At 64.6% G+C, this 14,470-nt stretch carries 14 protein-coding genes; 7 read left to right on the top strand and 7 right to left on the bottom strand.

The window, feature by feature from the left end; genetic code table 11:
- The first annotated feature begins 63 nt into the window (after positions 1-63).
- The 5 genes from AC0L4C_RS06760 to AC0L4C_RS06780 all read left to right on the top strand — a co-directional run bounded on the left by AC0L4C_RS06760 (position 64) and on the right by AC0L4C_RS06780 (position 5,540).
- Positions 64-1,545, top strand: a complete 1,482-nt coding sequence (locus tag AC0L4C_RS06760) for an MFS transporter (protein ID WP_473402859.1) — start codon at positions 64-66, stop codon at positions 1,543-1,545.
- 172 nt (positions 1,546-1,717) lie between these two features.
- On the top strand, positions 1,718-2,629 hold the full coding sequence (gene osmF, locus AC0L4C_RS06765) for a glycine betaine ABC transporter substrate-binding protein OsmF (RefSeq protein WP_473402860.1): 912 nt from the start codon (positions 1,718-1,720) through the stop codon (positions 2,627-2,629).
- Positions 2,630-2,665: 36 nt separating this feature from the next.
- Positions 2,666-3,868 carry an ABC transporter permease gene (locus AC0L4C_RS06770; RefSeq protein ID WP_473402861.1) on the top strand — a complete coding sequence of 401 codons (1,203 nt, stop codon included), beginning with the start codon at positions 2,666-2,668 and terminating at the stop codon, positions 3,866-3,868.
- Entirely contained in the window at positions 3,865-4,800 is a 936-nt protein-coding gene (locus tag AC0L4C_RS06775) for an ABC transporter ATP-binding protein (RefSeq protein ID WP_473402862.1), read from the top strand. The genes AC0L4C_RS06770 and AC0L4C_RS06775 overlap by 4 nt, the downstream gene beginning before the upstream one ends.
- On the top strand, positions 4,797-5,540 hold the full coding sequence (locus tag AC0L4C_RS06780) for an ABC transporter permease (RefSeq protein WP_473402863.1): 744 nt from the start codon (positions 4,797-4,799) through the stop codon (positions 5,538-5,540). The genes AC0L4C_RS06775 and AC0L4C_RS06780 overlap by 4 nt, the downstream gene beginning before the upstream one ends.
- A gap of 6 nt (positions 5,541-5,546) precedes the next feature.
- Here the strand turns inward: AC0L4C_RS06780 and AC0L4C_RS06785 are convergent, their stop codons facing one another.
- The 7 genes from AC0L4C_RS06785 to AC0L4C_RS06815 form a co-directional block, all read right to left on the bottom strand.
- Positions 5,547-6,749: an ROK family protein gene (locus AC0L4C_RS06785; protein WP_473402864.1), complete on the bottom strand. Its 1,203-nt coding sequence runs from the start codon at positions 6,747-6,749 to the stop codon at positions 5,547-5,549.
- A 194-nt stretch (positions 6,750-6,943) separates the two neighbouring features.
- Positions 6,944-7,540, bottom strand: a complete 597-nt coding sequence (locus tag AC0L4C_RS06790; protein WP_473402865.1) for an NAD(P)H-dependent oxidoreductase — start codon at positions 7,538-7,540, stop codon at positions 6,944-6,946.
- A complete protein-coding gene (locus AC0L4C_RS06795) occupies positions 7,540-8,943 on the bottom strand; it encodes an FAD-binding oxidoreductase (protein WP_473402866.1) in 1,404 nt (467 codons plus the stop codon). Before AC0L4C_RS06795 ends, AC0L4C_RS06790 begins: the two co-directional genes overlap by 1 nt.
- Entirely contained in the window at positions 8,940-10,259 is a 1,320-nt protein-coding gene (locus AC0L4C_RS06800; RefSeq protein WP_473402867.1) for a cytosine deaminase, read from the bottom strand. Before AC0L4C_RS06800 ends, AC0L4C_RS06795 begins: the two co-directional genes overlap by 4 nt.
- Position 10,260: 1 nt before the next feature.
- Positions 10,261-11,127 (bottom strand): ABC transporter permease, encoded by an 867-nt coding sequence (locus tag AC0L4C_RS06805; RefSeq protein ID WP_473402868.1) that lies wholly within the window; start codon positions 11,125-11,127, stop codon positions 10,261-10,263.
- Positions 11,124-11,915: an ABC transporter ATP-binding protein gene (locus AC0L4C_RS06810; protein ID WP_473403470.1), complete on the bottom strand. Its 792-nt coding sequence runs from the start codon at positions 11,913-11,915 to the stop codon at positions 11,124-11,126. Before AC0L4C_RS06810 ends, AC0L4C_RS06805 begins: the two co-directional genes overlap by 4 nt.
- 109 nt (positions 11,916-12,024) lie before the next feature.
- Positions 12,025-13,026, bottom strand: coding sequence for an ABC transporter substrate-binding protein (locus AC0L4C_RS06815; protein WP_473402869.1), 1,002 nt, complete (start codon positions 13,024-13,026; stop codon positions 12,025-12,027).
- Between the two features lie 211 nt (positions 13,027-13,237).
- On the opposite strand from AC0L4C_RS06815, the gene AC0L4C_RS06820 reads away from it, so the two are divergent.
- Complete coding sequence (locus AC0L4C_RS06820) at positions 13,238-13,627, top strand: RidA family protein (RefSeq protein ID WP_473402870.1); 390 nt, start codon at positions 13,238-13,240, stop codon at positions 13,625-13,627.
- An 11-nt stretch (positions 13,628-13,638) separates the two neighbouring features.
- Positions 13,639-14,433, top strand: coding sequence for a creatininase family protein (locus AC0L4C_RS06825; RefSeq protein WP_473402871.1), 795 nt, complete (start codon positions 13,639-13,641; stop codon positions 14,431-14,433).
- The last annotated feature ends 37 nt before the right edge of the window (positions 14,434-14,470 follow it).

Here is a 14,470-nt window from a genome sequence, read left to right on the forward strand (position 1 = left end):
GCGTAGCGGCGACCCCGTTTCGGGAGTAGCGTCGCTGCCGATACACCCGTCGCGAGCCCGCGCATGAGCACGCCTACGCCGTTCTGCCCGTCCGAGCGCCGCATCTTCGTGCTGGTGGCAGCCATCCTTGCGTCGTCGATGGGGTTCATCGACGGTTCGGTCATCTCGATCGCCACGCCTGCCATCCGGGCCGATCTCGGGGCAACGCTGTCGGACGCGCAATGGGTGTCCAATGCCTATCTGCTGCTGCTCTCCTCTGTGCTGCTGCTCGGTGGTGCCGCCGGGGACCGGTTTGGCGTCCGCAATGTGTTCATCGGCGGTATCGTGGTCTTTGTGCTGGCGTCGCTGGTTTCGGCGGTGGCTCCGGATGCAGGGTGGCTGATTGCGGCCCGTGCCGTGCAGGGACTTGGCGCGGCATTCATGGTGCCCTCGAGCCTGGCCATCATCGCCAAGGCCTATCCCAAGTCGGAGCGCGGCCGGGCGATCGGCATCTGGTCATCGGCCTCGGCCTTCTTCACCATTGCCGGGCCGGTCGGCGGCGGGCTGCTGCTCACGGCGCTGGGCGACTGGAGCTGGCGGCTGGTGTTCGCGGTCAATCTGCCGCTCGGCATCGTGGCGCTGCTGCTGCTCGTCCTCAGGGTGCCGCCGGACATGCCGGAGGCCGACCGGCGGCTCGACGTCATCGGCGCAGCGCTGGGAACGGCCGCGTTGCTGCTGCTGGCGCTGGCCCTGACCGGCGAACGCGCCACGATGACGACGCGGCTGCTGTTCGGCACGGGCGGGGTCGGTCTCAGTGCCGTCTTCATCTGGTGGGAAAGTCGGGCGAAGGCGCCGATGGTACCGCTGACGCTGTTTCGCCAGGCGTCGTTTTCCGGCGCGCAGGGACTGACCTTCGCGCTTTATTTCGCGCTGGCGGCCATCACCTTCTATCTGCCGACGACGCTGATCGTCGGCTGGGGCGTATCGCCGGCGCAGGTGTCGCTGATCCTCCTGCCGCTCGGGGTCCTGCTCACGGTGCTGTCGCCCTTCGCGGGCACGCTGGCCGACCGGTATGGGCCGGGACCGATGATCACTGCCGGCTCGGTGCTGGTGTCGCTGGGCTTTTTCGGGCTCGGGGCGCTGGTGAGCACGCATAGCGTCTGGTTCGTGGTGCTGCCGATGATGATCCTTTTTGGCCTCGGCATGAGTCTGGTGGTGTCGCCATTGTCGACCGCGGTAATGACCGCGGTATCGGACCATGACACCGGCACGGCCTCGGGGATCAACAATGCCGTGGCGCGTGTTGCCGGACTGCTGGCCGTGGCAACCATGGGTGGGCTCGGTGCGTTGGTGTTCAACGGCGTTCTCGGCAGTGGTGCGGATGCCTATTCGTTTGGTGCGGCAGTGGCCGGTGGTTTGCCGCCTGAAGCAGTCGCGGCGACGGACGTAGCGTTTGCTGCCATCGCCTATGTGACGGCGGCGCTGGCGTTGGGGTCGGCCGTGATTGCCTGGCTGACGCTGGAACGGAAGTCGGGACGGGCGGGCAAAAGGGCGGGGGATCAATAAAGATTTACAAAGTCCCGGCGAAACACTGACACAATCTGTCACTGCGGGCATCTAGAGTGTTTTGACTGCCAGACACCAAAAGACCATGCTGGACTTTGGTGCACTCCATCGCCGGCTCGCTGGCGTTACTTGCAATTCGCGCCGGCGAGGCTGGCGACAGAAGGAGACCATCATGCGACTTTTCACCCGGATTGTCGGCGCGGCCACTGGCCTTGCGCTGATGGCAACGGCAGCATCGGCCCAGGTGGTCGTGTCTTCCAAGATCGATACCGAAGGCGCCCTGCTCGGCAACATGATCCTGCAGGTGCTGTCGTCCAATGGCATCGAGGTCACCGACAAGGTGTCGCTCGGCGCCACACCGATCGTGCGCGAGGCCATCAAGGCCGGCGAGATCGACATCTACCCCGAATATACCGGCAATGCGGCGTTCTTCTACAACATGGCCGACGACGCGGCCTGGAAGGACGCAGCGATGGCCTATGACAAGGCCAAACAGCTCGACTATGACGCCGAAAAGATCGTCTGGCTGACACCGGCACCGGCCAACAACACCTGGGCCGTGGCAATCCGGAGCGATGTTGCGGATGCTAACTCGATCAAGACCTTCTCCGAGTTCGGCGCCTATGTGGCGGGTGGCGGCGAGATCAAGCTGGTGGCCTCGGCCGAGTTCGTGAATTCCGCATCGGCACTGCCGGCGTTCCAGGAGACTTACGGCTTCACGCTGTCGCCGGAGCAGCTCATCGTTCTGTCGGGCGGCGATACCGCGGCGACCATCGCGGCTGCGGCACAGCAGACCGACGGGGCCAATGCGGCCATGGTCTACGGCACGGACGGCGCCATTTCGGCAGCTGGCCTGACCGTGCTCGAGGACGACAAGGGCGTGCAGCCGGTCTATGAGCCGGCGCCGACCATCCGGGAGGCTGTGCTGAACGAACATCCCGAGATTGCCGAGCTGCTCAAGCCGGTGTTCGAGAAGCTCGACCTGGTGACGCTGCAGACGCTCAATGGCCGCATCCAGGTCAACGGCGAAGCGGCAAGCGACGTCGCCAAGGACTGGCTGACCAGTAACGGCTTTCTGAAATAAGCGCTGACGGGGCGGCCTCACGCCGCCCCGGCACCCATGTCGGACACGACCCCAGCCCGCATTGCCACGCCTGACATCCGCCTGTGGCGGGTCGACAAGCTCGGTACCATCATCGCACTGCTGGTGCTCGCCGGCGTCTTTCTGCTGCCGTTCGTCATCTCGCGGCCCAACCGCATCGTTTCGGGCGAACCGCTGACGATCGGGTTCGCCCTGCCGCTGCTGCCGGCGACTTTTCTCTATGGCCTGATCGGGGTGGCGACGCTAGTAGCGCTGCTGCGGACGCCGAGCCTCTGGCGGCTGCTGGCGAGCGCCGCGGTGCTGGCCGCGCTGGTGGTGCTACTCGGCGCATCGGCGCGTTTCCTCACCCCTGAGGGCAATACCGTAGCCCGCGTGTCGCCGGGTGGCGGTTTCTGGCTGCTGAGCTTTGCCTTTGCGCTGGTCGCCGCCGATGCGCTGATCCGATTGAAGCTGCGGCCGCTGCCGCGCATCGGGATCCTCGCCCTCGTGATTGCCGCCGTTGCAGCTTTGCTGTGGAGCGGCGCATGGAACGAACTGTCGATCCTGCGGGAATATGCCAACCGGGGTTCGGCCTTCTGGCGCGAGGCGCAGGTGCATGTGGGGCTGGCATTCGGTTCGCTGGCGGCGGCGGCGCTTGGCGGCATACCGCTCGGCATTGTCTGCTACCGCCGCACCGGGCTGCGTGCCACGGTGCTCAACCTGCTCAACATCGTGCAGACGATCCCCTCGATTGCGCTCTTCGGTCTGCTGATCGCGCCACTGGCCTGGGTGGCGGCGACCATTCCGGGGGCATCGGCGCTCGGTATTTCGGGCATCGGCATGGCGCCGGCACTGGTCGCGCTGTTCGGCTACTCGCTGCTGCCGCTGGTGGCCAATACGGTGATCGGACTCGATGGCGTGCCGTCGGCAGTCAAGGACGCGGCCCGTGGCATGGGCATGACCGACCGGCAGGTGCTGTTCGGCGCCGAGCTGCCACTGGCCTTCCCGGTGATCCTCACCGGCATCCGCATCGTGCTGGTGCAGAATATCGGCCTGGCCACCATCGCCGCTCTCATTGGCGGCGGTGGCTTCGGCGTGTTCGTGTTTCAGGGCATCGGGCAAACGGCAATGGATCTGGTGCTGCTGGGCGCTGTGCCGACTGTGGCGCTGGCCTTCACGGCAGCCGTGGTGCTCGATGCCCTGGTCGAGATGGTATCTACCCGCGGGAACGGAAGCGCATGATCGAGCTCGATGGCCTGACCAAGACCTATGACGGCGTCACCGTGGTGGACCATGTGTCGCTGCAGGTCGAGCAGGGCGATGTGTGCGTGATCGTCGGCACCTCCGGATCGGGCAAGACGACGCTGATGCGGATGATCAACCGGCTGATCGAGCCGACATCGGGCAGTGTGCGGATCAAGGGCCGCGACACGCGCGAGTTTGTACCCCACGAGTTGCGCCGGCAGATCGGCTACGTCATTCAGGGACACGGCCTGTTTCCGCACCGCACTGTCGGGCAGAACATCGGCACCGTGCCCAAGCTGCTGGGATGGGACAAGGCGCGGATCGATGCCCGGATCGATGAGCTGCTTGATCTGTTCCAGCTCGATCCGGCGCAGTTTCGAGATCGCTTGCCCAGCGAACTCTCCGGCGGACAGAAGCAGCGGGTCGGGGTGGCGCGGGCGCTCGCTGCCGGAGCCGAAATCCTGCTGATGGACGAACCCTTCGGGGCACTCGACCCGATCATCCGTCACAAGGCGCAGAGCGATCTGCTCGCCATCCAGAAGCGCTTCGGCACCACCATCGTGCTGGTCACGCACGATATGGATGAGGCCATGACGCTGGGCAGCAAAATCGCTGTGATGGATGCAGGCAAGCTGCTGCAATATGCGCCGCCGGCCGAGATCATCACCCGTCCGGCAACGCCGTTCGTCGATCAGTTGATCGGCACGGGCGACCGGCCGTTCCGGCTGCTGGGGCTCGATATCGTGCTCAATCATGTCGAGGCGGGTGAAGCCCCCGGCGAGGCGGTCGACTGTCATATTACGCTGCGCGACGCCTATGCCGAATGCCTGTGGTCGGGGCGGGACGCCTTGCCGGTGGTCCAGGACGGCAAGCGCATCGGCCGGATCACGCTCGATGGTCTCAAGGCCCTGGCGGAGCGGCCGGCGTGAGCGTGGGGGTCATCATCCGGCTGCTGGTGCTGGCGCTGCTGGTGGCGTTTCTCGTGACGCCCGAGAGCTTCGCCTTCGTCTTTGCACCAATGACACGGTTCGATGCCCCGGCGATCTACAATCAGGGCAATCTGCTCGACCTGACGGTCAATCACCTGCTCATCACCTTCATCGCCACGCTGGCCTCGACCATCGTGGCCGTGGGGCTGGCGATCATCGTCACGCGGCCGTTCGGCGAAGAGTTTCTGTCGCTGTCGCGCAGCCTGGCAAATATCGGGCAGACCTTTCCACCAGTGGCGGTACTGGCGCTGGCGGTGCCGGTGCTGGGCTTCGGTACCGAGCCGACGCTGGTGGCGCTGTTTCTCTACGGCCTGCTGCCGATCTTCGAGAATGCGCTGACCGGGCTGACCACCGTGCCGGCCAATATGCGCGAGGCGGCGCGGGGCATGGGCATGACCGGGTTGCAGCGCCTGACGCAGGTGGAACTGCCGCTGGCTCTCCCGGTGATCCTCTCGGGTATCCGGGTGGCGACGGTGATCTCGCTGTCGACGGCGACCATCGGCTCCACCGTGGCGGCGCGGACGCTGGGCGAAGTCATCATTGCCGGTCTTACCACCAACAACACGGCGTTCGTGCTGCAGGGCGGGCTGATCGTCGGCGTGCTGGCCGTGCTGATCTATGACAGCATTGCCGGCATCGAGCGCCTGCTGATGGCACGCCTTGGTGGCAAGCCGGCCTGAGCCGGCTCAGGTCCGCATGTGTGACAGGTCGCGCGAATAGAAGCGACGGTACATCGGCAGATAGGCGGCGCCAATGGAGGGCGCGGAACCGCCGAGGTGACCCCGGCGAATTTCAGGCCTGTCAAAGGTCAATGTCGGCAATTTCTCCAGGCTTTCACGGATCGAGGTGATCATGCGGTCGAGAACGGCGGGCGGCATGACGCCATCGACAACGGCGGCGCGGAACTCGATGACGGCGGCGGTATTGCTGATGACCTTGGCAAGTGCCGGGCCGGCCTCGGCTATCCAATCGGAAACATGCGGCTCCCATTCGTCCCAGGGCCAGAACAGCGGTGTGGTCGCCGGAATGACGATACCGGCCGTGGCCAGCCGTCGCTGCAGCGCGTGGATGGATGCCAGCATGTGGGCGAAGTTCTGGTTGCCCTGCGAGTCGGCGACCAGCATCGAGCCCAGATTGGCCGAGTTGCCGGTCGGCCCTTCCCAGAGCGCGCCTTCGGCAATGATGCCGGCCCCGATAAAAGTGCCGATCAGAAGATAGGCAAAGCTGGTGGGACGAGGCTTCTCGTGGGCGATCAGTTCAGCCCAGCAGGCGGCATTACCGTCATTGTAGAGGTGAACCTGCAGGCCGGTCGCCCGACTTGCCTCGGCCTGCAGATCGATATCCCGCCAGCGGCGACCAAGTTCGGGACCCGCCTCAAGCAGGTCCACATTGCGATCGATGCCGCCCGGGGAGGCGATTCCCAGGCCGACGACCTTGGGTCGCTGGTTTTCCGGAAGCTTGGCGACCAATTGCCGGGAGACGTTGCCCAACTCGTTGAAAATGGTGCGTGCGTCGGGGAAGGTATAGTCGCGACGATAGTCGCCGATGACGTCGCCGGTGAAATTGACCAGCCTGGCCTCGATATGCTGCCAGCCGATTTCCACGCCGATGCCAAAGGCCCCGGAAGGGGCGAGGGTATAGGGCGTTGCCGGCTGGCCGCGACGGCCTCGCAGCAGTTCTCCTGCCTGCAGCAGGCCCGCCTTGGAAAGGTCCTCGAGCAGCAGCGCCACGGTCTGCGGCGCCAGCCCTGACCGTCGCGACAGGTCAGCCGCAGAAAGGCCGGGATTGGTGCCGACCAGTGTCAGGATGGCGCGCAGATTGGCCTGCCGCACCCCGGAAGTTTGCATTCCAAGGCCGGCGGCCTCGAAGAAATCCTGTTCTTTTCTCACTTGTTCAGACTGCCATACCGCAAGGTTTGATCGTTCTTATCCCGCTTCAGCAGGAAAGGACCAGACCAGTCTACCTCTTGGTACGAATTAAACCTTCCGTGGTGAGCCGCTTCGCTCCAGTGCCCCTGGAAATTGGCATGGTTCTAGTCACACATACTTCCGAGACAAGAAAGACCTGGCAGTTATTGTTCCGGTCAGAACTGCTCCATGGTGGTGCGCACCTTGCCGGCAAAGCCGGCGAGTCGCTCCGGCGTGCAATTGTTCATGTCATAGAGGGCGAGATATTTCGGTGGGGTCGGCGTGCCGAACGTCACCCAGGCCCAGCGGCGCGCCAGGCGGCGCGGCGGATCGCCCATCACCATGGTACGGAAGCGGTCGCCGCCATAGGTGGTGACGAAGGCGACCTTCTGGATGTGCTTGAGGTTGGGGCGGAGCCTGCCGCGGTCGCTGCCGCCCTCGAGGACGAAAGAGACGCCGGGCAGGAAGACGCGGTCGAAATAGCCCTTGAGGATGGCGGGATAGCCGTAGTTCCAGACAGGATGAACGAAGACCAGTGCGTCGGTATTCATCAGGCGGTCGACGAAGGGCTTGACCAGCGCCGTCAGGTTGCCCGGGACGTCGTGATAGTTGAGGCGCTCCTCGCGGCTGAGCACGGCATCGAAACCCTCGTCGTAGAGGTTGAGGGCGTCGACCTGGTGTCCCTTGCCTTCGAGCGCCTCGACGACAGTCGAAAACAGGTGCCGATTGAAGCTGGTCTCGACCGGGTGAGCGTGAACGACATGGACTTTCATCAGGCGGCCCGCACCGGATTGAGTCCGTCAAACAGCCAGGCGCGTCCCGCGTTAAAGTCGAAGTCCGGATTTTCCCAGGCCACCATCTTGCCCGGATTGAGCATGCCCTTGGGGTCGGCTTCGCGCTTGAAGTCGAGCTGTTCCTGATTGGTGCGCTTCATGCCGCCTTCCTCGAGGGTGTAGCGGTGCGGGTTGAAGACATCGCAGCCATTGTCCTCGTGAATGCGGATGATCTCCTCGAGGCGCGCCTCGGTGGTGTAGCGGACCAGCGGCAGACCGGAGAATGTGACGACGCCGTCCTGCCGGGTGATCTCGATATGCATGGGCAGTTCGTCACCGAGGATATCCATGACGGTTCTGATGTGCTCGATGCTGGGATAGCGCGTTTGCAGGTAGGTGATCGTCGGGTCGACCTTGAGGGCCCGCAGCGTGGTGTGGTTCCAGCCCAGTTCGTAGATGGGCGGGAGCTTCTTCTTTTCGTCGTCGCTGGCGGTGTCGGAGCGGTAGAGCATGTCGCCGCCATGGTGGCTGACAAACAGCGTCATGGCCGCTGCAGCCACCGGCGCTACCATCAGCAGCACGACCGACTGGCCGCCCTTGATGTAGGGCTTGTGGCGGGTGAAGTAGGCCTCGGGGATCGGCGCCTGGCAGGGCGCCACTTCCTTGACCAGCAGGCCGTCCTGCAGGGCGACATTGCGGCTGAACTCGCAGGCGGCGATGAAATCGTCAAAGCCGACCAGCATGTCGACCCAGTCATAGGCCGACGTCAGCGGCATCTCGGCTTCGACGATGATGCCGTTGGTGCCGTAAGCATGGGCGACCTTGAGGATATCCTCGCCGAGCAGGTCGAGTTCGCGCGGCTCCGCCTCGCAGGTGATGACCTTGAGGCCGAGAATGCTGCCCAGATTGCGCAGCCCGCCCCAGCGCACCGACCCGACGCCGCCGGAGCCGCCGGCTATGAAACCGCCGATCGAGGCCATGCGATAGGTCGAGGGATGGAAACGCAGTTCGCCACCCACAGCGGCCCGGGTTTCGTGGTCGATCTTTTCCATCACGGCACCAGCCTGAGCCCGCACCCGGTCGGGCTTGATCTCGAGCACCTTGTCCATGTTCATCAGGTCGAGCATGGCCCCACCCGCAAGCGGCATGGCCTGGCCGTAATTGCCGGTGCCGGCGCCGCGCGGGGTGATGGCAACGCCGTGCTCGTAGGCGGCGCGCAGGACGGTTTTCACCTCCTCGTTGGAGCGCGGCGAGACGACGATCTCGGCGGTCACGTCATCGAGCTTGGCCTTGAGCACAGGCGAGTACCAGTAGTGGTCGCGGCTGCGCTGCTGGACGATGCGCGGATGATCCTGGACGGGGATGTCGCCCAGGTCGGCGCGAAAGGCATCAATGGTCATCAACGGGCTCCCATCAGGTCGTCGAGTTCTCGGTAGTCAGGCAGGGTGGTGTCGATTGTCGCGCCGCGGCGGAGGACCGTGCGGTCCGCCTGCGGGCGCGACATGAGTTCGCTCCAAGTGCGGGCCCCAAACAGCACGAGGTCGGCAGGGGCCCCGGTCTCGATGGTCGCCCTGTAGCTAAAGCCGGCGATAGCCGCCGGGTCGGCGCCAACCGAGCGGACCCAGGCAAAGGCGTCGTCCTGCGGGTGATCGAACTGCAGGATGCGGGCGCCTTCGCGCAGCACCTCGAAGCCATCGAGATCGCCATAGGCATAGAACGGGTCGCGGGTGTTGTCGGAAGCAATGGCCACTGCGGCACCGGCGGCTTTCAGTTCATTGAGCAGGGTGACGCCGCGCCAGCGCGGCGTTCGCAACACACCGTCCTCGTTGTGGCGGTCCTGCAGATACATGTTGCACATGGGCAGCGAGACGACAGCGACGTCGGCTTCGGCGACCTTGTCGATGACGCGGCGGGCATGGTCGTCGGGCTGGTTGGCAAGGGCGCAGCAATGGCCGGCCAGCACCTTGCCGTCGAAGCCGGTCTCAAGCACGGCCTCGGCGAGGCAGTGCAGCGCCGTCGCCGCCGGATCGGGGGACTCGTCGGCATGAAGGTCGATATCGAGCCCGAACTCGCCAGCCACCTCGATGAGGATGCGCATGATCTGCGCGTTCTCGGGATGCACCGCGGTCGAGCCGCCGAGCGTGCCGCCGGCCGCCTTGACGCGACGGGCGACGGCGCGCATCGCGTCTCGATCCAGCATGGTGTCGGGACCGACGATGGAGACGGCCTGCATCTCGATACGGCCGGCCCAGCGATCACGCATCTTCTCAAAGACGTCGAAGCTGATCTCGTGCTGGGGCGGGGTAGAGTTGAGATGGGTGCGGATCGCTGCCGTGCCGTGCGCATAGGCGCAGCGCAGCGAGAAATCCATGCGCCGCTCGACGTCGCTGGCGGCCCAGTTGCTTTCGCGGTCGTCCTGCACGGCCATCAGGGCGCCCAACCAGGTGCCGTCCGGGCTCGGCCTGCGCGGCCAGATGTGTCCCTTGTCGAGATGGGTGTGGAGGTCGACAAAGGCGGGCAAGACAATGCCGCCATCCATGTCGACGACGTTGGGAAGGGGGGCTGTCGTGCCGGCAGCGCTCGCCTGCGTGACGACGCCATCGGCAATCGTCAGGTCGACACGGGCGAGGGCGCCGGATGATGGCTGATCCATCACCGACTCCGGCACCGAGGCGTTGGTCAGGGTGTAATGTGCGTCGGCCGGAATGGTGCGTGCCATATCAGTTTTCGCGCTTGAGCGCGCTCTCGTGCCAGCGGTGCAGCAGCAGCCAGGCGATGAGCGAGGTAACAGCGAAGATGGCGACGCCCGTGAGCATCAGCAGCACCAGCGCCGCATAGAGCCGCGGATAGTTCAGGCGATAGCCGGATTCGAGCAGGCGGAAGGCCAGTCCGGCGCCCTTGCCGGCGGAGCCGGCGGCAAACTCGGCAACCACGGCGGCGATCAGCGACAGGCCGCCACCGATGCGCAACCCGGCCGCAAAATAGGGCAGCGAGGATGGCAGCTTGAGGTAGATCAGTGTCTGCCAGCGATTGGCGCCATAGAGCTCGAAGAGGTTGAGCAGGTTGTGATCGACGCTCTTGAGGCCCGCCACCATGTTGGAGAGGATCGGGAAGAAGGCGACGACGAAGGCGCAGGTCAGCAGCGCCGACTGGGTGTCGGGCATGTAGATGATGAGCAGCGGCGCGATGGCGATCATCGGCGTCACCTGCAGGATCACCGCGAAGGGGAAGATCGCGAGTTCGATCCACTTGCTCTGCACCAGGATGATGGCGAGGCCGACGCCGCCAATCAGGGCGATGGCCAGGGCGAGGAAGGTGATGCGCAGCGTCACCAGCAGGGACGGGTAAAGGGTGCCCCAGTCGCTGACCAGTGCCCCGGCGACATCGCCGGGCGCCGGCATGATGTAGCGCGGCACCTCGTTGACGACGATATGCAACTGCCAGAGGCCAATGGCGAGCGCCACCATCAGCGTGGGCACGAGGATGCGGAGGAGGCGCTCGGTATTGCTGGTGCGGACGAGCGCGATCTTGACGGCGCTATCGGTCCCCGCTTCGGCGCTGCCGGAGGTTTGCACGGCGTCGGTCATTGGCCGGCGGCTCCCATCATGATCGCCTCTTGCAGGGCGCGCGAGACCTTGTCGGTGGTGGCGCGATACTCCTCGGAGGTGCGGTAGTTGGCGTCGCGCACGGCAGACGTCTCGATCGGCAGGTCGGCATAGACCTGGCCGGGACGGGCGCGCATGACGACGATACGGTTGGAGAGAAACGCGCTCTCGAACACCGAGTGGGTGACGAAGATGACGGTGATGCCGGTTTCGTGCCAGAGCCGCAGCACGTCGTCATTGAGTTTCTGCCGGGTGATCTCGTCGAGGGCGGCGAAGGGCTCGTCCATCAGCAGCAGGCTGGGCTTGGTCACTAGGGCGCGGGCGATGGAGACGCGCATCTTCATGCCGCCGGAGAGTTCGCGCGGATAGGATCTGGCAAAATCGGCCAGGCCAACGGAGGCGAGGGCATCCATGATGCGCGGCCGCGCGGCGGACTTGCTGACGCCGGTCAGGCGTAAAGGCAGGTAGACATTGCCGAACACCGTCTGCCACGGCATCAGCGTCGGCTCCTGGAAGACGAAGCCGACATCGCCCTGCGGCAGGCCCTTGGAATTGATCTGCGAGCTGGGCCAGTCGATGCTGCCCGAGGACGGCGCGCCGAGCCCCGCAATAATGCGCAGGGCCGTCGACTTGCCACAGCCGGACGGGCCGAGCAGGCTCAGGAACTCGCCGCGACGGACGTCGAGCGACATCTCCTTGAGGGCGAGCGTGCCGTTGGAGAAAACTTTGGAAACGTTACGCATCGAGACGACGTTGCGCGCCACGCTCATGGGTCGCGCGCCGGTCTCGGCAAGGGTCTGGTCAGTCAATATCTCTCGCCCAGGTTAGGGTCGGAACGGCGCGGGCGGATTGCCCGCGCCGGGAGGAGCTTAGCTCCGCTTACTTCACGAGGTCCATGCCAAGACCCTGGCAGACGAACTCGGTGGTGTAGGCCTGCTTGATGTCGATGCCGGCTTCAAAGAGGCCGATCTCGACCATGCCGTCGTAGAATGAGGACCAGCCTTCGTCGGTCATGCAGCCGATGCCCTTGGTCTCGGCGTCGCCGGACACGGCGATGCCGTATTCCTTCATCTTGGCGATGCCGTAGGCAATCTGCGCGTCGGTCATCTCGGGATTGTCACCCTTGATGAGTTCGTTGGCTGCAGCATTGTCGCCGTAGAGATAGTTGTACCAGCCGACGATCGAGGCTTCGACGAAGCGCTTGGCGACTTCCTTGTGCTCGTCGAGCCAGGGCTTCATCACTTCGATGGTCGTGGAGTAGGGGTGGAAGCCCTGATCGGCGAGCAGCCAGACCTGCGGCGCAAAGCCGGCTTCGGTCTCGATCGAGAGCGGCTCCGAGGTCAGATAGCCCTGCTGGATGGAGTCGGGATCGGCGAGGAAGGACGACGGGTTGAACTGGTAGGGCTCGTATTTCTCATCGACGAAATCGGGCCACTGCGCCTTCATCCAGGTGAAATAAGAGGTGAAGCCCTCGGCCGAAAGGATGTATTTGGACGCGCCGGCGAGGTCCTTGAACTCGGCGAACTTGCCCGGATGCGACATCAGGATCTGCGGATCCTTCTGGAAGATGGCGGCCAGCGTCACCGTCGGGATGCCTTCCTTGACGGCGTTGATCGCCGACGTGGTGCCGCCCATGTAGAATTCGATGGCGCCGGCCACGAGCCGCGCACGATTGGCGGCCTGCGGGCCGCCCTGGGCGATGGTGACGTCGAGGCCGTATTTGGCATAGGTGCCATCGGCGATGGCCTGGTAGTAGCCACCATGCTCAGCCTGCGCGAGCCAGTTGGTGCCGAACGTCACCTTGTCCTGGGCCATGGCGGTTCCGGTGAGGCCAGCCATCAGAAGGGCAGCCGCAGTCGTCAGTCGGATTGTCGTGTGCATCTGTTTGAACTCCCCTGCCGGCATTCGGGCGCCGGCGAAACTTGCGCGAGCTTTCTCGCATCTGCAATTCATGGCGCGTGGCCGGCGGCTTGTGAAGTCAAAAAGTAGGCAGACGCATGAAATGCCTGCCATGCATGCAATTTTGCACTTTTTGGCTAGGCAAGCGGTTGCGGCGCGGCTAGCGTTCGCGTTCCGGAGCCGATTGCAGACGATGACCATCCCCCTCAACCCCGCCCATATTCATCCGCCTTTCGCGCCCTATAGTCATGGTGTGCTGGTGCCGGAGGGGCAGAGGCTGGTGTTCTGTTCGGGACAACTGGGCATTGGCGCCGACAAGGTGGTCCCCGCCGATTGCGCCGGGCAGACGCGGCTCTGTTTCGACAATATTGCCGCCATTCTGGCAGAGGCCGGCATGACGCTGGGCAATATCGTGCGCCTCAACGCCTATGTCGCCGGACGCGAGTATCTGAGCGACTATATGGGAGTGCGCAATGCGCTCTTTGCCGAACCCTATCCCGCCTCGACCTTGATGATCGTCACCGGCTTTGCCCGGCCCGAGTTCGTGGTCGAGATCGAAGCCATCGCCGCTGGCCCCGCCTGACGAGTACCGAAATGACCTATCGCAAGATCTGGTGGAACGACTTCGCCGCCACCGAATTCCACGGCCTCGACCCGATGAAGACCATCGCTGTCTTCCCGGTCGCCGCCATCGAGCAGCATGGTCCGCATCTGCCGGTCGGCACCGACACGATCATCAATCAGGGCCATCTCGATCTGCTGGTGCAGCGCGCACCGGCGGACCTCGATATCCGTATCCTGCCGGTGCAGGCGGTCGGCAAGTCCAACGAGCACACCTGGCAGCACGGCACGCTGAGCGGCACGGCGACCAACCTCATCGAAGCCTGGACGCAGATCGGGCTCGAGATCGCCCGGACCGGCATCCGCAAGGTGGTGTTCGTCAACAGCCATGGCGGCAATGTGTCGATGCTCGACATCATCGCCCGCGAGCTGCGCGTGCAACGCGGCATGCTGGCGGTCAAGGCCGGCTGGAGCCACTTCTGGCCAAAGGACATCTACTCGGAGATCGAGAACCGCTACGGCATTCATGGCGGTGACAGCGAGACGTCGCTGGTCATGCATTTCCGCCCCGAACTGGTGAACAGGGACAAGCTGCAGGATTTTCCGTCGGTCGCCCAGCGTGACGAGCAGGCCTACAAGTATCTGCGCCCCACGGGGATGCTGAGTTATGCCTGGATCGCCTCGGACATCCATCCGCTGGGCGCGGCCGGCGAAGCGCATCTGGCTACCGCCGACAAGGGCCGGCTTACCGTGGAGGCGGCGGTCGACGGCTTCGTCGAGCTGCTGCGCGAAGTCGAACGCATGCCGCTGCCGGGGACGCAGGACTAGGTTCTGTACCCATAAAGGGGATTCCCTTTGAGTACGA

The organism is Devosia sp. J20-27 (genome assembly GCF_055808595.1).